Source organism: Pseudarthrobacter sp. TE3704, assembly GCF_056279405.1.
This window is the reverse complement of record NZ_JBWCCJ010000004.1, coordinates 313,727-330,365: the sequence shown is the minus strand read 5'-3', so window position 1 is coordinate 330,365 and position 16,639 is coordinate 313,727. Positions and strand designations below refer to the sequence as shown.

At 66.3% G+C, this 16,639-nt stretch carries 18 protein-coding genes and 1 tRNA gene; 13 read left to right on the top strand and 6 right to left on the bottom strand.

Annotation, left to right across the window (positions count from 1 at the left end; translation table 11 throughout):
- Positions 1-26 precede the first annotated feature (26 nt).
- The 5 genes from ACZ9BC_RS12655 to ACZ9BC_RS12635 all read left to right on the top strand — a co-directional run bounded on the left by ACZ9BC_RS12655 (position 27) and on the right by ACZ9BC_RS12635 (position 4,516).
- Positions 27-635 (top strand): nitrobindin family protein, encoded by a 609-nt coding sequence (locus tag ACZ9BC_RS12655; RefSeq protein WP_079596644.1) that lies wholly within the window; start codon positions 27-29, stop codon positions 633-635.
- Between the two features lie 18 nt (positions 636-653).
- Complete coding sequence (locus tag ACZ9BC_RS12650) at positions 654-1,382, top strand: flavodoxin family protein (RefSeq protein WP_476246211.1); 729 nt, start codon at positions 654-656, stop codon at positions 1,380-1,382.
- 81 nt (positions 1,383-1,463) lie between these two features.
- The gene (ygfZ, locus tag ACZ9BC_RS12645) at positions 1,464-2,546 is read left to right on the top strand and encodes a CAF17-like 4Fe-4S cluster assembly/insertion protein YgfZ (protein ID WP_476246210.1); all 1,083 of its coding nucleotides are present in this window, start codon (positions 1,464-1,466) and stop codon (positions 2,544-2,546) included.
- Complete coding sequence (locus ACZ9BC_RS12640; RefSeq protein ID WP_115525243.1) at positions 2,546-2,950, top strand: ankyrin repeat domain-containing protein; 405 nt, start codon at positions 2,546-2,548, stop codon at positions 2,948-2,950. Before ygfZ ends, ACZ9BC_RS12640 begins: the two co-directional genes overlap by 1 nt.
- A 48-nt stretch (positions 2,951-2,998) precedes the next feature.
- Entirely contained in the window at positions 2,999-4,516 is a 1,518-nt protein-coding gene (locus ACZ9BC_RS12635) for a DHA2 family efflux MFS transporter permease subunit (protein ID WP_476246209.1), read from the top strand.
- On the opposite strand, the gene ACZ9BC_RS12630 is transcribed toward ACZ9BC_RS12635, so the two are convergent.
- The 5 genes from ACZ9BC_RS12630 to ACZ9BC_RS12610 all read right to left on the bottom strand — a co-directional run bounded on the left by ACZ9BC_RS12630 (position 4,478) and on the right by ACZ9BC_RS12610 (position 8,690).
- Positions 4,478-5,194, bottom strand: a complete 717-nt coding sequence (locus tag ACZ9BC_RS12630; protein ID WP_476246208.1) for a GNAT family N-acetyltransferase — start codon at positions 5,192-5,194, stop codon at positions 4,478-4,480. The two genes, ACZ9BC_RS12635 and ACZ9BC_RS12630, sit on opposite strands and share 39 nt — an antisense overlap.
- 45 nt (positions 5,195-5,239) lie before the next feature.
- Positions 5,240-6,265: an ATP-dependent 6-phosphofructokinase gene (locus tag ACZ9BC_RS12625; protein ID WP_275725492.1), complete on the bottom strand. Its 1,026-nt coding sequence runs from the start codon at positions 6,263-6,265 to the stop codon at positions 5,240-5,242.
- A gap of 228 nt (positions 6,266-6,493) precedes the next feature.
- A complete protein-coding gene (locus ACZ9BC_RS12620; RefSeq protein WP_476246207.1) occupies positions 6,494-6,751 on the bottom strand; it encodes a PspC domain-containing protein in 258 nt (85 codons plus the stop codon).
- A gap of 3 nt (positions 6,752-6,754) precedes the next feature.
- Complete coding sequence (locus tag ACZ9BC_RS12615; RefSeq protein ID WP_476246206.1) at positions 6,755-7,054, bottom strand: hypothetical protein; 300 nt, start codon at positions 7,052-7,054, stop codon at positions 6,755-6,757.
- Between the two features lies 1 nt (position 7,055).
- Positions 7,056-8,690: a PspC domain-containing protein gene (locus ACZ9BC_RS12610; protein WP_476246205.1), complete on the bottom strand. Its 1,635-nt coding sequence runs from the start codon at positions 8,688-8,690 to the stop codon at positions 7,056-7,058.
- A gap of 124 nt (positions 8,691-8,814) precedes the next feature.
- On the opposite strand from ACZ9BC_RS12610, the gene ACZ9BC_RS12605 reads away from it, so the two are divergent.
- Positions 8,815-10,251 carry an ATP-binding protein gene (locus tag ACZ9BC_RS12605; RefSeq protein ID WP_476246204.1) on the top strand — a complete coding sequence of 479 codons (1,437 nt, stop codon included), beginning with the start codon at positions 8,815-8,817 and terminating at the stop codon, positions 10,249-10,251.
- Positions 10,248-10,931: a LuxR C-terminal-related transcriptional regulator gene (locus tag ACZ9BC_RS12600; RefSeq protein WP_275729301.1), complete on the top strand. Its 684-nt coding sequence runs from the start codon at positions 10,248-10,250 to the stop codon at positions 10,929-10,931. Before ACZ9BC_RS12605 ends, ACZ9BC_RS12600 begins: the two co-directional genes overlap by 4 nt.
- 135 nt (positions 10,932-11,066) lie before the next feature.
- On the opposite strand, the gene ACZ9BC_RS12595 is transcribed toward ACZ9BC_RS12600, so the two are convergent.
- Positions 11,067-12,284, bottom strand: coding sequence for a pyridoxal phosphate-dependent aminotransferase (locus tag ACZ9BC_RS12595; protein WP_275729304.1), 1,218 nt, complete (start codon positions 12,282-12,284; stop codon positions 11,067-11,069).
- 275 nt (positions 12,285-12,559) lie between these two features.
- On the opposite strand from ACZ9BC_RS12595, the gene ACZ9BC_RS12590 reads away from it, so the two are divergent.
- The 6 genes from ACZ9BC_RS12590 (at position 12,560) to ACZ9BC_RS12565 (ending at position 16,639) form a co-directional block, all read left to right on the top strand.
- A tRNA-Trp gene (locus tag ACZ9BC_RS12590) sits at positions 12,560-12,632 on the top strand.
- An 82-nt stretch (positions 12,633-12,714) separates the two neighbouring features.
- Positions 12,715-12,999: a preprotein translocase subunit SecE gene (gene secE / locus ACZ9BC_RS12585; RefSeq protein ID WP_079596657.1), complete on the top strand. Its 285-nt coding sequence runs from the start codon at positions 12,715-12,717 to the stop codon at positions 12,997-12,999.
- 114 nt (positions 13,000-13,113) lie between these two features.
- Entirely contained in the window at positions 13,114-13,935 is an 822-nt protein-coding gene (gene nusG / locus ACZ9BC_RS12580; protein ID WP_079596658.1) for a transcription termination/antitermination protein NusG, read from the top strand.
- A gap of 128 nt (positions 13,936-14,063) precedes the next feature.
- Complete coding sequence (gene rplK, locus ACZ9BC_RS12575; RefSeq protein ID WP_003803853.1) at positions 14,064-14,495, top strand: 50S ribosomal protein L11; 432 nt, start codon at positions 14,064-14,066, stop codon at positions 14,493-14,495.
- A gap of 181 nt (positions 14,496-14,676) precedes the next feature.
- A complete protein-coding gene (gene rplA, locus ACZ9BC_RS12570) occupies positions 14,677-15,384 on the top strand; it encodes a 50S ribosomal protein L1 (RefSeq protein WP_115525236.1) in 708 nt (235 codons plus the stop codon).
- A 109-nt stretch (positions 15,385-15,493) separates the two neighbouring features.
- On the top strand, positions 15,494-16,639 hold the full coding sequence (locus tag ACZ9BC_RS12565) for an N-acetyltransferase family protein (RefSeq protein ID WP_476246203.1): 1,146 nt from the start codon (positions 15,494-15,496) through the stop codon (positions 16,637-16,639).

Below are 16,639 nucleotides of genomic sequence, written 5' to 3'. Positions count from 1 at the left end.
CTACCTGTAATCCGAGGTAAATAGCTGTGCCCATTGAGATCCCTACAGACCTGACCCCGGAACTTGTTCCGCTTTCCTGGCTCATTGGTGAGTGGGAGGGCCGCGGCCGGCTCGGCAGCGGAGACGAGGACTCTGAGCATTTCCTGCAGCACGTCTCCTTTACGCACAACGGCCTGCCGTACCTCCAGTACCGCGCCGAGAGTTGGTTGACGGACGACGACGGCACGCGCCTGCGGCCGCTCACCGTCGAGACCGGTTTCTGGGCACTGGAGCGCAAACAGCTGGATGCCGACGGCGGCCCGGGCCTGGTGCCTGCGGACATCGTGCCGGTGCTGAAGAGCGCCGACGAGGTCGAAGCCCTGCGCAACAGCGAAGGCGGCTTCGATATCTCGGTGTCCATCGCCCACCCCGGCGGTATCACTGAGCTGTACTACGGCCAGATCAAGGGCCCGCAGATCCAGCTCACCACCGACATGGTGATGCGCGGCAGCCACTCCAAGGACTACAGCGCGGCTACCCGCATCTTCGGCCTGGTGGACGGGAACCTGTTGTGGCGCTGGGACGTAGCAACAGGGGGAGAAGGAGGCAAGGGCCTGGAAGCCCATGCCTCAGCCTTCCTGAAAAGAGTCACCTGACCCGGAAGGCGCGGCACCGTGGAAAAAGACGCAGCACAAAGTCCCAAGGACTACAGCGACCTCAAGGCTGTCTTTTTCAACGGCACCCTGAAAAGATCCCCGCAGACCTCCAACACGGACGGCCTGATCAACATCAGCCGCCTGATCATGGAAAAGCAGGGCGTCACAACCCGGGTGATCCGCACAGTGGACCACGACGTCGCCAGCGGCGTGTACCCGGACATGACCCAGTACGGCTGGCAGACCGATGAATGGCCACAGCTCTACCCGGCCGTCCAGGAAGCGGACATTGTGGTGGTGGCCGGACCCATCTGGCTCGGTGACAATTCCTCACAGACCAAAAAACTGATCGAACGCCTCTATGCCCACTCCGGCGAACTCAACAGCAAGGGCCAGTGGGCGTTCTACCCTAAAGTGGGCGACTGCCTGATCACCGGCAACGAGGACGGCATCAAGCACTGCTCCATGAACGTGCTCTACAGCCTGCAGCACATCGGCTTCAGCATCCCGCCGCAGGCCGACGCCGGCTGGATCGGGCCGGTGGGCCCCGGCCCCAGCTACCTGGACGAGGGCTCAGGCGGGCCCGAAAGCGACTTCACCAACCGCAACGCCACCTTCATGACCTGGAACCTCCTGCACCTGGCCCGCATCCTCAAGGACGCCGGCGGACTGCCGGCCTACGGCAACCTGCCCAACGAATGGGCCGCCGGAACCCGGTTCGATTTCGAAAACCCGGAGTACCGATAACTGCTGCCGGTGTTGCGCCCGTCGAAACCCCGCCATTGCCAAAGCCGGAATACCCACTGACTGAAGGACGTTGCCCCAAGTATGACTATCCCCAGCCCCCTGTTGTCGCGCCCTGGTGCCGTTGAGGCGGCCGGCGCGGACGCCGGCGTCGCCTCCCACTACGGTGAGCCCCTGCGCGAGCAACGGGCACTCGCAGCCGGAACCGCCGTCGTCGACCTTTCCCACCGCGGCGTGGTCACCGTCAGCGGCCCGGACCGGTTGAGCTGGCTTAATACCCTGTCCTCCCAGCAGGTCACCAACCTGGCGCCGGGGGAGTCCAGCGAGCTGCTGCTCCTGAGCGTGCAGGGCCGGATCGACTTCGACGCCCGGGTGGTGGACGACGGCGGGACCACCTGGCTGATTGTCGAGGCCGCCGAAGCAGCGCCGCTGGCGGAGTTCCTCAACAGGATGAAGTTCATGCTGCGGGTGGAGGTGGCTGACGTTTCGGCCGACTGGGCCGTGGTGGGCAGCACGAAGGCCGTCCCGGAATGGTCAGAGCTGCTGGCCTGGCAGGACCCGTGGCCGCACGTCAGCGCCGGTGGCTTTTCCTACGCCACCGTCTCCGAGGAACGCCACCCCGGCCTGGAGCGGCCCTGGTTCGAATACCTCGTTCCCTCCTCCGCTCTGGAGGAGAACGTTGCCGGGCGGCCGCTTGCCGGCGTCCTGGCCGCCGAGGCGCTCCGCGTCGCGGCCTGGCGTCCCCGCATCGGTGCGGAAACTGACGACAAAACTATTCCGCACGAGCTGGACCTGCTCCGCACGGCAGTGCACCTGGCCAAGGGCTGCTACAAGGGGCAGGAAACCATTGCCCGCGTCCACAACCTGGGGCACCCGCCGCGGCGCCTCGTCTTCCTGCAGCTGGACGGATCGCAGCACACCATGCCCGCCGCCGGAAGCGCCGTCCTGGTGGGCGACCGCAAGGTGGGCGCCGTCACATCCGTGGTACAGCACTACGAAATGGGCCCGGTGGCCCTGGCAGTCATAAAGCGTTCCGTCGCCTCGGATGAGATACTGACGGTCCTGGACGGGGACGAACCGTACACCGCCAGCCAAGAACTCATCGTCGCCCCCGACGCCGGCAAGGTGGTGGGGCGCCAGACCGGATTCCTCAGGGGGCCACGCTGATGACTGACAACGCCGCACCAACGGCAGGGCCCGACGACGACGCCGTCGCCCTCGCACACACGCTCTTCCAGGGGGCCAGGGAAGGCAACACGGAGCTGCTCCGCGCCTACCTCGAAGCGGGGGCCCCGGCCACCATGACCAATGCCGCGGGGGATTCCCTCCTGATGCTCGCTGCCTACCACGGCCACGTGGACACGGTGCAGCTGATCCTGCAACATGGCGCCGAAGCCGATACGGCCAACGACCGGGGGCAGACGCCCCTTGCCGGAGCCGCGTTCAAGGGCTACACGGACGTGGCCCGGGTGCTGCTCGATGCCGGCGCTGATCCTGACGCCGGGTCGCCGTCCGCACGGGCGGCGGCACAGATGTTCGCCCGCCAGGAGATCCTCGACCTCCTGGGCTAGCCTTTCCCGGGTCCGCCCGGCAGCCGACGACTTTTGAAGGATGACCGAGTGGAAAACGTAGCAAAGCCCTGGCCGGCCCTGTGGTCACTGGTGATCGGGTTCTTCATGATCCTGATCGACAGCACCATTGTGTCCGTGGCAAATCCGGTGATCATGGACGGCCTGGGCGCGGACATCAACTCGGTGATCTGGGTGACCAGCGCCTACCTGCTGGCGTACGCGGTTCCGCTGCTGATCACCGGCAGGCTCGGCGACCGGTTCGGGCCCAAGAAGCTCTACCTCCTGGGCCTGGTGGTATTCACCCTGGCATCACTGTGGTGCGGTCTTGCCGGAAACGTGGAGACCCTCATCGCCGCCCGCGTCCTGCAGGGCCTCGGGGCGGCCATCATGACACCGCAGACCATGGCTGTCATCACCCGGATCTTCCCGCCTGACCGGCGCGGCGCGGCGATGTCCATCTGGGGTGCCACCGCCGGCATGGCGACGCTCGTCGGGCCCATCCTGGGCGGCCTCCTCGTGGACGGGCTGGGCTGGGAGTGGATCTTCTTCATCAACGTGCCCATCGGCATCGCCGGCTTCCTCCTGGCGCTGCGCAACGTTCCCACGCTCAGTACCCACCCGCACAGGTTCGATATCCCCGGCGTGGTGCTCAGCGCCGTCGGCCTGTTCCTGCTGGTGTTCGGCATCCAGGAAGGCGAGACCTACAACTGGGGCATCATCGCGGGGCCGGTCAGCGTGTGGGGCCTCATCTTCGCGGGCCTGGTGGTGCTGACGGGCTTTGTGGTGTGGCAGCGGTTCAACAAGGGCGAGCCCCTGCTGCCGCTGGGGCTGTTCCGGGACCGGAACCTCTCCCTCGCCAACCTCGGGATCACCATGGTGGGCTTCACCGTGACCTCGTTCGGCCTGCCGCTGATTTTCTACTACCAGATGGTCCGGGGCCTGACTCCCACGCAGTCCGCCCTCCTGATGGTGCCCATGGCCCTCATCTCGGGAGGCCTGGCGCCGGTGGTGGGAAAGATCGTGGACCGGGTCAACCCCAAGTACCTCGCGGCGGGAGGCCTTGTCCTCATGGCAGTGGCCTTGTCCTGGAACGCCCTGCTGATGCAGCCCGGGACGCCCATCCTGCTGTTCCTGCTGCCCAGCGCCGTCCTGGGCTTCGCCAACGCCGGGATCTGGGCTCCCCTGAGCACCACCGCCACCCGCAACCTTCCGCCGCGCCAGGCCGGTGCAGGCTCGGGCGTCTACAACACCACCCGGCAGTTCGGTGCGGTGCTGGGCAGCGCCGCCATCGCCGTGCTGATCCAGGCACGGCTGGCGGCCGAGCTTCCCGCCGGCGGACCTGGCGGACCCGCCGGTGAAGGCATGGCATTGGGCGGAACACTGCCTGAGGCGCTGCACAGCGGATTCTCGACGGCGATGAGCCAGTCCATCCTGTTGCCCGCGGCGGTGGTCCTGGTGGGCGCGGCGGTGGCGCTGTTCTTCGCCAAACCCCAGCCGGTCCAGGGCTGGGGCGGCGGTCCGCCGGCGTCAGCCAAGGTGGACGCTGGTCTGGATTCCACCGGCTGACAGGCCCAGCTTCCGGGCCAAAGCCAGGGAGCCGGTGTTGCTCACGTCCGTGCGCCACTGCAGGGTCAGCCCTGCGGCAAGCGCCTCGTGGGCTGCAATGGATGCAGCCAGGGACCCCAGCCCCTGCCGCCGCCACTCCGGATCCACCAGGACGCCCAGGTGCGCCAGCAGGCCTTCCCACTCGGAGTACGCGCCGCAGGCTAGGGGAACCCGCCGTCCGTCCACCTCATGGACGATGGTGTAGCGGTTCTCCAGGTCTGAGAGGCCTACCTCGTTGACGTCGTCCGGCGGGCACCGGCCTTCCAGCTCAATGGCCTCGGGGTTCCCGTGGGAAACGGTCATCTCCCCGGACGGCTGCTGCAGGGGCAGGTCGTCGGCAAAGAAGAGGGCAGCAGCCCCCAGGCCGTGCCCGCCATGGGACCGGGTCAGGGTCAGAAGCGTGACATGCTGCGCCATCTCCTCATCAGGGATGCGGTCAGCCGCGTCGATGACCCACTGCGGCCCGATCAGCGCTGAACTGCCAAACAGCCGTACGAACTCCACGGTCCGCACCGACTCATCTGCCCGCACAATGCGTTCGCCGGAGGCCAGCGCCGTGCTGAAAGCGTCATCCGCAAGCCCCAGGCGGCGCGCCCATGCGAGCTGGATGATGGCAGCAGAACCGGGGTCAAGTGTCATGTTCCCAGCCTAGGACGGGCCGGAACCCCAACCGAACAGGACACCTTAGCCGAAGAGGACGGCGGCTTCGTCGTAGCGCTTCTGCGGGACGGTCTTGAGCTGGCCCAGGGCTTCCTGGAAGCCTACGTGCTCGATGTCCGTTCCCTTCAGGGCCACCATGGTGCCCCAGAAGCCTTCCACCACGGAGTCGATGGCGGCCATGCCGAGCCTGGTGGCCAGGACCCGGTCGAAGGCGGACGGTACGCCTCCGCGCTGGATGTGGCCCAGGATGGTGGCGCGGGTTTCGATGCCGGTGCGGGCTTCCAGTTCCGGGGCGAGCTGGTCTGCGATGCCGCCCAGGCGGGGCCGGCCGAAGGTGTCCAGGCCGCGTTCGGAGTGCGGGGTTTCCATGTGCTCGGGCACGAACCCTTCGGCCACTACCACCAGGGGTGCGCGGCCGCGGGCGTGGGCTTCCTTCACCCATTCGGTGATTTGGTCGATGCTGACCTTCTGCTCCGGGATGAGGATGGCGTGGGCGCCGGCGGCCATGCCGGCGTGCAGGGCGATCCAGCCGACGTGGCGGCCCATGACTTCGGCGATCATGCAGCGGTGGTGGGATTCGCCGGTGGTGCGGAGCCGGTCGATGGCTTCGGTGGCGATCTGGACGGCGGTGTCGAAGCCGAAGGTGTAGTCGGTGGCGTCGAGGTCGTTGTCAACGGTCTTGGGGACGCCGACGATCTTGAGTCCGGCGTCGGTGAGGCGTTTGGCGGCGGCGAGGGTTCCTTCACCGCCGATGGCGATGATCGCGTCGATGCCCAGGCGTTCCATGTGGGCTTTGATGACTTCGGGGCCGCCGCCGTTGTCGAAGGGGTTGGTGCGGGAGGTGCCGAGGATGGTGCCGCCCTGTTTGGCGATGCCGCGGACCATGGTGCGGGGGATGTCGATGATGTCGCCCTCCACAACGCCGCGCCAGCCGTCGAGGAATCCGACGAACTCGTGGCCGTGGATGGCGATGCCTTTGAGTACGGCGCCGCGGATGACCGCGTTCAGTCCGGGGCAGTCGCCACCGCTGGTGAGGATTCCAATTTTCATGTTTCGGCTCAAATCCTGGGAGAGGGTTTACTGGCAGAGCGCCACGCTGAGCTCACCTAGAAGTGTAGTGCGATGTGTGGGGTACGACACAAACCGGTTACAAAAGGCGCCGTTCCATGGCGACCACTACTGCCCTTGTCCGGCCGTCCACATGGAGTTTGTTGAAGACCCGCAACACACAGAGCAGCGGCCCCGCCCGGGAGGGGCGGGGCCGCTGGGGCGACGAGGTCAGGGACGGTTCAGTGACCGCCGGTCCAGGAACTGCTGGAGCGGGATGACGTTCCGCTGGTCCGGAAGGACCACCCATGCCAGGAGGTAGAAGATGACGGCCGGGCCGGGGAGGAGGCAGAACAGGAGGAAAGCGATGCGGACGTAGGCCACATCCACGTTCAGCTTGGCAGCGATGCCGCCGAGGACCCCGCCGAGCCAGCGCTGCGGGCCGCGTTTCAGGCCGAAGCCCCTGACGATGCTGAAAAACTTGTCCATGGCCTAAGACTTCCCTGTTGTCGTTTCGTTGTCACGTTTGCGGGCGGAGAGCACGCCGCCCACCACCAGCGCGGCGCCGGCTCCGATCATGAGGCCGATCAGGACATAGGTGCCGTTCAGGGTCACGAATCCCAGCTGGGCCACGATGATGAGCGCGGCGATCGCCAGGACGATCAGTCCCCACACCACCGTTCCCACCCTCGCAGGTGCCGGGCCGGCAGGGTCCGTGGCCGCCGCCGTCGGGATGTCCGTGGAGTAGGTGCCGGCTGCGTGCGGCTCCGGCGCCGGATTGTTGTTGCTCATTTCAGTTGCCTTCCTGAATGGTGACGTTGCTGAAGGTGCCGTCGATCTGGACCACCAGGCGGCTGCCGGGCTCGTCGGTGTTGTAGCTGCTTTCGCGGGTGGTGGTGCCGCCCCGCTGCCCGTTGACCTCGTTGAGGTTTCCCATGGTCATGTCCGCCTTGATATCGACCGGCACGTTGTCCGGGATAACCACTGTGACGTTGCTCGCCGTGATGTCCAGGGGAATGACGACGTCGGACGGCAGCGGAGCGTTGACGGCCAGGTGGGTGAGGTCCACCGTTCCCCGGCCGGCGGTGACGTCGAAGCCGTCGCGGGCCTCAGCGATGCTGGCCGGGCTCCAGTTCACCTGCTGGAACCGCACCCGGTCCCCGTTGCCCACCACGTTGTACACGCCGCCGGCGATCAGGGCAATCACTGCGAACAGGCTGAGGATGCCTGCGGTCCGGCCACGCATTCCGGCGATGAGGATCCCCAGGCCAAGGACGGCGGCGGCGCTGGCCCAGACGATGGCATTCGCGGAGTCGCCCAGGTTGATCACGTTGCCGGCGTCAAGGGCCTTGAGCCCGCCGCCTACCAGAAGGGCTGCCCCCGCTGCGATGGCAACGGCCGGAGTGCCGGGACCTGCGGGCCGGGGCTTTGGTGGCCGCGGCGGGGTGGTACCGCCATAAGGGGCTCCGCCGGTGGGGCCGCCGGGATAGGAACCGCTGCTGCCGCCGCCTCCGACGGTGCCGTCACCGAAGGAGCTGCCGCCGTATCCGCCGCCGTAGGACGGCATGGAACCCGAGGCCGGATTGGTGCCGTAGGTTGTGCCGGTCGCGGCAAAGGATGACGTGGTGGACGTTCCGGGGTAGCCCGCATCGTACGTGCTGCCGTACGTGCTGCCGTACGCGCCGCCCCGCTGCTGTCCTGCCATGGCGGGCCGGGCACCCTTGTTGCGCTGGGAGAGGTAGTAGACCAGGTAGATGGCGCCGCCCACCCAGAACACGGTCCACAGGAATCCGCCGAAGCCGTTGTGGCTCCAGCCCCAGAATCCGCCGCCCAGGCCCGTGAGTCCCAGGATCGTGGCGATCAGGGAACCGGTCATGCCGGTGGACCAGCGGCCGGCCCCGGCTTCCTGCACATGGATTCGTCCGTCCGGTTCGGGAAGGAAGGCCCAGGCGAGCCCGTAGGCCAGGACGCCGATGCCCGCGAAGAGCGTGAGGACAATAAAGACGCCGCGGATGATGAGCGGATCGACGCCCAGCCGGTTGGCGATACCGCTGGAAACGCCGCCCACCCAGCGGTCGCTGCCGCGGTGGATTCCGTGGCCCCGGACCCAGGTGAAGAAGTCCGTTGAAGGGGCAGCGGCGGGGGCGCCGTAGCGGGGGCCGGGGTAGCTCTGGCCGGATGACGCGTCCTGGCTGCCACCGGGCTGGCCGCTGTAACTCTGGCCAGAGCTGTCCTGGCTGGTGTTGTTCGGGACGGTGTCGTCCGGGGTCGCCTCGGACGAAGCGGACGGGGTCGCCTCGGATGAAGCGGACGGGTCCGGAGGTGTTGATGCGGAGGACGGCAGGGGTTCGGTGGGCCGCTGGCTGCCCGGCCGGGGCAGGGGCTCGGTGGGCTGGCCGTCGTCGGGGGAGGGGGTCTGCGAGTTCATACCTAAATCCTCCCGTCCGGCCTGCGCGGGCTCTACTGGGGGACACCCTGAGCTATCCCTGAGTTACCCCCGGTTGACGCCGGATTGCCGTCCGGGGAACCCTGATCCGTGCTTGGATTGATCCATGACAACCGTCCCCATAAGGCCCCCGTTGGCCCGCAGCAGCGACCGCGTGATAGCCGGCGTGTGCTCGGGCCTGGCGGTGCATTTGGGCTGGCCGGTGAAAAACGTCAGGGTGGGCATGGCGCTCGCAACCCTCGCCGGTGGTGCGGGCCTGGTCTTCTATGCCTGGTTGTGGATCATGGTTCCCACCGCGGATGAGGCAGCGCGGCGCAGCGCCCGCCGCCCGGCGTCGCCCATTGCTCCTGCAGTGAGCCAGCCGCCGGCTGCCGGACCCCAGCCGGCCGCACCCGCAGGTGGGTACGGGGGCCTGCCCGGACAGGGCGCGGCGACCGCCGGTTTCCCGGGCACGGCAGGCCCGTCTCCGGTCTTTGGAACACCGCCACTGGACGCCGGCTCACCCGGTGGCGGCACAAGCGCGTCCGCCGAGGCTCCGGCCCCGCCCTGGTTCCGGGTCCGCAGCATGAGGTACGGCAAAGAGATCCTGCTGGGCAGCGGACTCCTGCTGGTGGCGGGAATCATGATCGCCCAGCTCCTGGGAGTGGACGTTCCCCTCGGAACCCTCATCCCGGCAGCCGCCGTCCTGGGCGGCGCCTCCATCGCCTGGATGCAGCTCGATGAAACCCGCCGTGCCGGCCTTGTGGACAAAACCAAGGCGGACCAGGCGGGCGGTTGGGCGCGCCTGGCGGTCGGCCTGGCGCTGGTGGTGGCCGGGGTGCTGGTGATGGTGTCCGGATCGGGATCATGGGAGCAGACCTGGCTTGCCCTGTTGGCCTCGGTGGCTGTCCTGGGCGGCGTGGTCCTTGTCCTCCTTCCGTGGGCACTGAAATTCTGGCGGGACCTGGAGTCCGAGCGCACCGGCCGTATCCGGGAAACGGAACGGGCTGAGATCGCGGCCCACCTCCACGATTCCGTCCTGCAGACGCTGGCCCTGATCCAGCGGCGCGCCGGCAACGAGCACGACGTCGTCCGGCTGGCCCGGGCGCAGGAGCGTGAGCTGCGCGGCTGGCTGTTCCAGGATCCCGGCCGGGAAGCCGGGCAGCTCTCGGACCGGATCAAGGCAGTGGCCGCAGAGGTGGAGGACCTCCTGGGCAACGCGGTGGAAGTGGTCAGCGTGGGCGACGCCGCCATGACCGAAGCGCACGAGGCACTGGTCCAGGCCAGCCGCGAAGCGATGCTTAACGCCTCGCGGCATGGCGGTGGAACCGTCTCCGTCTACCTCGAGGCATCGGACGCGCAGACGGAAATCTTCATCAAGGACAGGGGCCCCGGCTTTGAGCTTTCGGATGTCCCCGAGGACCGGCTGGGCGTGCGGGAATCGATCATCGGCAGGATGAAACGGCACGGCGGCACGGCCACCATCCTCAACACCGGGAGCGGAACCGAAGTCCGACTGCGGCTGCAGGCGGCGGGTACGGAAAACGTGGAAGGGAAATCATGAACGCGAACCAGGGGGCTGCAGCAAGCCGCCCGGCAAACTCCGTCCGCGTGGTCATCGTGGACGACCATGCCATCTTCCGTTCCGGGCTGAAGGCTGACCTCGACGCCAGCATCCAGGTGGTGGGCGAGGCCGCCACCGTGGAGCAGGCCATCGCCGTCATCGCCGAGCAGCGCCCCGACGTCGTGCTGCTGGATGTGCACCTTCCGGGCGGCCTGGGCGGCGGGGGCCGGGAGGTTATTGCAGGATCGGCCCCGCTCCTGGGGTCCACGCGGTTCCTTGCCCTCAGCGTTTCCGATGCTGCCGAGGATGTTGTGGCCGTCATCCGTGCCGGTGCCCGCGGCTACGTCACCAAAACCATTTCCGGCGCCGAGATCACCGACGCCGTGTTCCGGGTGGCCGGCGGGGACGCCGTCTTCTCGCCCCGGCTCGCCGGCTTCGTCCTGGACGCCTTTGGCACCGCACCGGCGGACATCGCCGACGACGAACTGGACAAGCTCTCGGCCCGGGAACTGGAGGTCATGCGCCTCATTGCCCGCGGCTACAGCTACAAGGAAGTGGCCAAGGAACTGTTCATCAGCATCAAGACCGTGGAGACCCACGTCTCCGCCGTGCTGCGGAAGCTGCAGCTCTCCAGCCGGCACGAACTCACCAAGTGGGCCGCCGAGCGCCGCCTCCTCTAGGACGCTCTCTCACCTCCTGCGCCTTAAACCCAAACGCTCCATCACCTTTGGCGCCTTAAACCCAAACGCTCTATCACTCTCTTGAAGAGAGTGATAGAGCGTTTGGTTTCAACCTGCGAAAGGTGAGAGAGCGTCCTACTGGGCCTTGCCCAGGAAGTCCTGCAGGCGCTGCACGCCGGTGGCGAGGTCCTCGTCGCCCAGGGCGTAGGACAGGCGCAGGTAGCCGGACGGGCCGAACGCCTCGCCGGGAACAACTGCCACCTCAACCTCGTCCAGGATCAGCGCCGCAAGCTCGGCCGACGTCTGCGGCGTGGCCGTACCGGCCGCCGTCGGGAATTCCTTGCCCAGCAGCCCCCGGACGTCCGCGTAGACGTAAAAGGCGCCCTTCGGCGTCGGGCATTCCACGCCTTCGATGGCGTTCAGGCCTGCAACGATGGCCTTGCGGCGGCGGTCGAAGGCCACCTTCATTTCGTCGACGGCGGTAAGCGGCCCGGACACAGCGGCGAGGGCCGCGATCTGCGGGATGTTGGAGACGTTGGACGTGGCGTGCGACTGCAGGTTGGTGGCGGCCTTGATGACGTCGGCCGGGCCGATCATCCAGCCCACGCGCCAGCCGGTCATCGCGTACGTCTTGGCCACGCCGTTGAGGATGACCACCTTGTCGCCCAGCTCAGGGGCTGCGGTGGCGATCGAGGTGAAGGGAACACCGTCGTACGTCAGGTGCTCGTAGATCTCGTCCGTGACCACCCAGAGGCCCTTTGCCGCCGCCCACTTGCCGATTTCCGCCACCTGCTCGGGGGAGTAGACAGAGCCGGTGGGGTTCGACGGCGAGACGAACAGCAGGATTTTCGTCCGGTCCGTGACGGCTGCTTCAAGCTGCTCCACGGTCACCAGGTAGTCCTGCTCGGGGCCGGCGAACACCTCGACAGGCACGCCGCCGGCGAGGCGGATGGCCTCCGGGTACGTGGTCCAGAAAGGGGTGGGGACGATGACTTCGTCGCCCGGGTCCACCAGGGTGGCGAAGGTGTTGTAGACAGCCTGCTTGCCACCGTTGGTGACCAGCACCTGGGAAGGGTCGACGGCGTAGCCCGAATCCCGCAGCGTCTTCTCCGCGATGGCCTTCTTCAGCTCAGGGAGCCCGCCGGCGGGGGAGTAGCGGTGGTACTTCGGCTGGGTGGCGGCGCCGATGGCTGCCTGCACGATGTAGTCCGGGGTGGGGAAGTCGGGCTCGCCCGCCCCGAACCCAATAACCGGCCGGCCAGCTGCCTTCAGCGCCTTCGCCTTGGCGTCAACGGCAAGGGTGGCGGATTCGGCAATAGCGGATATGCGTTGGGAAACGCGGGCGGCAGACATGGCAGGTCCGTTCTTCGCTTGCAGCCAGGAGGCTGGAATGTGGGATTCGACGTGTTCTACTCTATGCTGTTCACCGGACCCTCCGGGTTGCCGGTTTTGAAATGTGACTGCCTTGCAGGACGTCTCAAACAGGCTCGCGGAAGGGCCGGAACAGTCTGGTTTTACGAACGCGCAGTTCTTGCGTAGACTGGTTCACCGGTGTTGAAAACACGGATGATGACGTGCGCCCCAGTGCAAGCTGGCTGTTCGTCGTCGGAGAGTGACATTCACTCCATAGGGTAGTGGCGCAATTGGTAGCGCAGCGGTCTCCAAAACCGCAGGTTGCAGGTTCGAGTCCTGTCTGCCCTGCGCAAGCTGCCCCGGGCGAAAATCCGGGGCAAGCGCAGCAACCATGGTTCTGATCAGGGCCGGGTAATCCAACATTGCAAAGATGAGCGAGGACCAGGTGACCGAAACAGCTGCCAGCAGCTCCAAGGGCCGGCCAGCTAAGAAGGACGCCAAGGCAAACTTCTTCGCCCGCATTGCACTCTTTATCCGCCAGATCATCGGCGAACTGAAGAAGGTTGTTGCACCAACCCGCAAGGAACTGATCAATTACACGCTCGTGGTGCTGGTGTTCGTGGCCATCATGATGGTCATCGTCAGCCTGCTGGACATCGGTTTTGGAACCGCTGTCAGCTGGATCTTCGGCGGGACCGGCTCCACGGACAGCTAAGGCTGCAGGGTCCGCAGGCTGCGTGTTCCATCCGGGAAAACCGGACGGAACAGCGGTGTGCGGAATTGAGCCATTTAAATAGGCATGTTAGGCAATGAGGAAGCAGGAGACCAAGTGTCTGAGCAGGAGCTCGAGGTAACCGAGACTGAGCTGGAAGAGTCCGCGGACATCACGGCAGAAGCCGGTGACGAGTCTGAGGTTGAGTCCTCCGCGCCCGAATCCGACGACGCCGACTCTGACGACGCCGACTTCGACGACGCTGCCGAGGCGGAAGGAGACGCCGCTTCCGGCGAGTCCACGGACGCCCTCGCCGCTGCAGCCGCCACCGCGGCTGCTGACCCGGCTGAGGAATTCAAGGCCAAGCTGCGCCGCCAGGAGGGTGACTGGTACGTCATCCACTCCTACGCCGGGTACGAGAACCGCGTGAAGGCCAACCTGGAGACCCGCATCCAGACCCTGGACATGGAAGATTACATCTTCGAAATCCAGGTGCCCATGGAAGAGGTCGTTGAGATCAAGAACGCCCAGCGCAAGGTCATCAACCGCGTCCGCATTCCCGGCTACGTCCTGGTCCGCATGGACCTGACCGACGCTTCCTGGGGCGCCGTCCGCCACACCCCCGGCGTCACCGGCTTCGTGGGCAACGCCCACAACCCCGTGCCGCTGCGCCTGGACGAGGTCTTCTCCATGCTTGCCCCGGTCTTCGAAGAAGAGCAGGCCGAGAAGGGCAAGCCGGTCAACAAGCAGAACCAGGCCCCCGTGGACGTGGACTTCGAAGTTGGCGAATCCGTCATCGTCAAGGAAGGTCCCTTCGAGACACTTCCCGCCACCATCTCCGAGATCAAGGTCGAATCCCAGACCCTCGTGGTCCTGGTTTCCATCTTCGAGCGCGAAACGCCGGTCACCCTGGCGTTCAACCAGGTCACCAAGATCTGATTTCCCAAGAATTCGTCCCGGCGCTGCCCGCTTAGCAGCACCGGAACGGCCGGCCGCCTCGCCATGGCGGCCAAAAACCTGAGGCACGCTCCTGTGTCCCAGGACGTTATTGAGAGAAGGACCCTACATTGGCTCCCAAGAAGAAGGTCACCGGCCTCATCAAGCTGCAGATCCAGGCAGGTGCCGCTAACCCGGCTCCGCCGATCGGTCCTGCGCTTGGCCAGCACGGTGTCAACATCATGGAATTCTGCAAGGCGTACAACGCTGCGACGGAAGCCCAGCGCGGAAACGTCATCCCCGTGGAGATCACGGTCTACGAGGACCGTTCCTTCACGTTCATCACCAAGACCCCGCCGGCTGCAGAGCTCATCAAGAAGGCTGCAGGCGTCGCCAAGGGTTCGGCTACCCCGCACACCGTCAAGGTTGCCAAGCTGACCCAGGCCCAGGTCAACGAGATCGCCTCCACCAAGATGGAAGACCTCAACGCCACCAGCCTCGAAGGCGCAGCGAAGATCATCGCCGGCACCGCCCGCTCCATGGGCATCACGGTCGAGGGCTAGTAACCCCCGCAGCCTTCCGGGCGTCGGGCAATTGACGACGACGGGCGGCACCGCCGGGAAACCGGCACCATCGAAACATTGAAATGTCGGGCATCCGGGCCGGATAACGAACCGGACCACCGACTGTGGCAGGGCCCAGCGCGGTCCGCAGACCACAACTGCACAAGGAGAAATAAGCAGCATGGCAAAGCGCAGCAAAGCATATGAGGCAGCAGCCGCCAAGATCGACGCGGAGAAGTTCTACGCGCCGTTCGAGGCAGTAACGCTCGCCAAGGACACCAACCCGTCCAAGTTCGACGCCACCGTTGAGGTTGCATTCCGCCTCGGCGTCGATCCCCGTAAGGCTGACCAGATGGTCCGCGGCACGGTCAACCTGCCCCACGGCACCGGTAAGACCGCCCGCGTCCTGGTTTTCGCCACGGGCGACAAGGCTGAGGCAGCAATCGCTGCCGGCGCCGACTTCGTTGGTTCCGATGACCTGATCGAAAAGATCGCCGGCGGCTGGACCGACTTCGACGCCGCCGTTGCCACCCCTGACCTCATGGGCAAGGTTGGCCGCCTCGGTAAGGTCCTGGGTCCCCGTAACCTGATGCCGAACCCGAAGACGGGCACCGTGACCCCCGACGTCACCAAGGCCGTCAACGACATCAAGGGTGGAAAGATCGACTTCCGCGTCGACAAGCACTCCAACCTGCACTTCATCATCGGCAAGGTTTCGTTCGACGCCGTCAAGCTGGCCGAGAACTACGCCGCAGCACTGGAAGAGGTGCTTCGCCTGAAGCCTTCCGCTTCCAAGGGCCGCTACATCCAGAAGGCCACGGTTGCCACCACCTTTGGTCCCGGCATCTCCGTTGACCCCAACGTCACCAAGGTTCTGACCGAGGCGTAAGTCCTCGAAGTTCCTCTTCCGGATCCGTCCGGAATAACAAAAACCGCCCGGCGCCTGCGCCGGGCGGTTTTTGCTTAACTTGTCTTCCCCTAATGCCTAAGCTGGGGCAATGGCCGAACCGGAGCCCCCCGCCCCAGCAGGTCCTCCTGCGTCCGCCGTGCTGGACATCGCGGCTGTGGAGATTCCGGAGCCCGGCAATGACACCCAGCCGGCCGCCGTCGCGCCCTCCTCGGACTTCTCTATATGCCATGCCATGCGGGTGGCGCACGAACTGTCGCTCTGGGGAAACCTGGACCGGTGTCCCACCCTGCAGGAGGCTCTGGAGTTCTGGCGGGGCAACGAGTACGAGGAGCGGCACCTGTACCTGGCCCGCGTTGGCGGGATGCCCGCCGGACTGTGCTCGGTGACCCTTCCCCTGCGGGAGAACACGTCCACTGCCGGAATCGATGTCCTGGTTGCCCCCGCATACCGGCGGCAGGGTCTGGGCAGGGCTCTTTTGGACTACGCGGAGGGCGTGGCCGTGGAACGGGGGCGCACGTCACTGGATGCGTATCACGAGGTGCCCCTGGATCTGGTGCTGCCTGACTCCGTTATGGTTCCCGCCAAATCCGGGGCCGGGGAGCTGCCCCTCAATGACCTGGCCACCGCTTTTGCCTCCGCCGCCGGGTATCAGTTGGAGCAGGTGGAGCGGTCAAGCAGGCTGGACCTGCCCGTCCCTCCGGACCTGTTGGCCGGGCTCGAAGCCGAGGCCTCCGCCTTGGCCGTGGACTACGCCCTTACCGGCTGGGACGACCGTTGCCCCGAGGAGCTCGTCCACACGTACTCGGATCTGAAGGCACGGATGAGCGTGGACGTTCCCACCGCAGGACTCGACTGGGAGCGTGAAGATTGGGATGCGGTCCGCGTCCGGGAGGAAGAGCGCACGTTTGCCCGCAGTGGCGTGCAGTCGGCGGTGGCGGCAGCCCTGCACCGCCACACCGGGGAACTGGTTGCCTACACGGTCCTGAACTGGCGGCCGGGGGTTCCGGCGTCCATCGCGCAGCAGGACACCCTGGTGTCCGGGGAGCACCGCGGCCACCGGCTGGGCCTGCTCATCAAGATCGCCAACCTGCGCCGTGCCCAGGCGATGTGGCCCTCGGCGCACGCGGTCCTGACGTGGAACGCCAGCGAAAACCAGCATATGCTGGCGATAAATATCGCGCTTGGATTCAAGCCCGCAGGCCTTGAAGGTGAGTGGCAGAAACGGCTGGGATGA

Bases quoted from the DNA above. Each gene is read 5' to 3' on its own strand.
- ACZ9BC_RS12620 (WP_476246207.1), bottom strand. From the start codon at position 6,751: ATGGACAAGTTTTTCAGCATCGTCAGGGGCTTCGGCCTGAAACGCGGC.
- rplA (WP_115525236.1), top strand. From the start codon at position 14,677: ATGGCAAAGCGCAGCAAAGCATATGAGGCAGCAGCCGCCAAGATCGAC.
- secE (WP_079596657.1), top strand. From the start codon at position 12,715: ATGAGCGAGGACCAGGTGACCGAAACAGCTGCCAGCAGCTCCAAGGGC.
- ygfZ (WP_476246210.1), top strand. From the start codon at position 1,464: ATGACTATCCCCAGCCCCCTGTTGTCGCGCCCTGGTGCCGTTGAGGCG.
- ACZ9BC_RS12615 (WP_476246206.1), bottom strand. From the start codon at position 7,054: ATGAGCAACAACAATCCGGCGCCGGAGCCGCACGCAGCCGGCACCTAC.
- ACZ9BC_RS12565 (WP_476246203.1), top strand. From the start codon at position 15,494: ATGGCCGAACCGGAGCCCCCCGCCCCAGCAGGTCCTCCTGCGTCCGCC.
- ACZ9BC_RS12625 (WP_275725492.1), bottom strand. From the start codon at position 6,265: ATGAAAATTGGAATCCTCACCAGCGGTGGCGACTGCCCCGGACTGAAC.
- ACZ9BC_RS12600 (WP_275729301.1), top strand. From the start codon at position 10,248: ATGAACGCGAACCAGGGGGCTGCAGCAAGCCGCCCGGCAAACTCCGTC.
- ACZ9BC_RS12630 (WP_476246208.1), bottom strand. From the start codon at position 5,194: ATGACACTTGACCCCGGTTCTGCTGCCATCATCCAGCTCGCATGGGCG.
- ACZ9BC_RS12605 (WP_476246204.1), top strand. From the start codon at position 8,815: ATGACAACCGTCCCCATAAGGCCCCCGTTGGCCCGCAGCAGCGACCGC.
- ACZ9BC_RS12595 (WP_275729304.1), bottom strand. From the start codon at position 12,284: ATGTCTGCCGCCCGCGTTTCCCAACGCATATCCGCTATTGCCGAATCC.
- ACZ9BC_RS12640 (WP_115525243.1), top strand. From the start codon at position 2,546: ATGACTGACAACGCCGCACCAACGGCAGGGCCCGACGACGACGCCGTC.
- ACZ9BC_RS12610 (WP_476246205.1), bottom strand. From the start codon at position 8,690: ATGAACTCGCAGACCCCCTCCCCCGACGACGGCCAGCCCACCGAGCCC.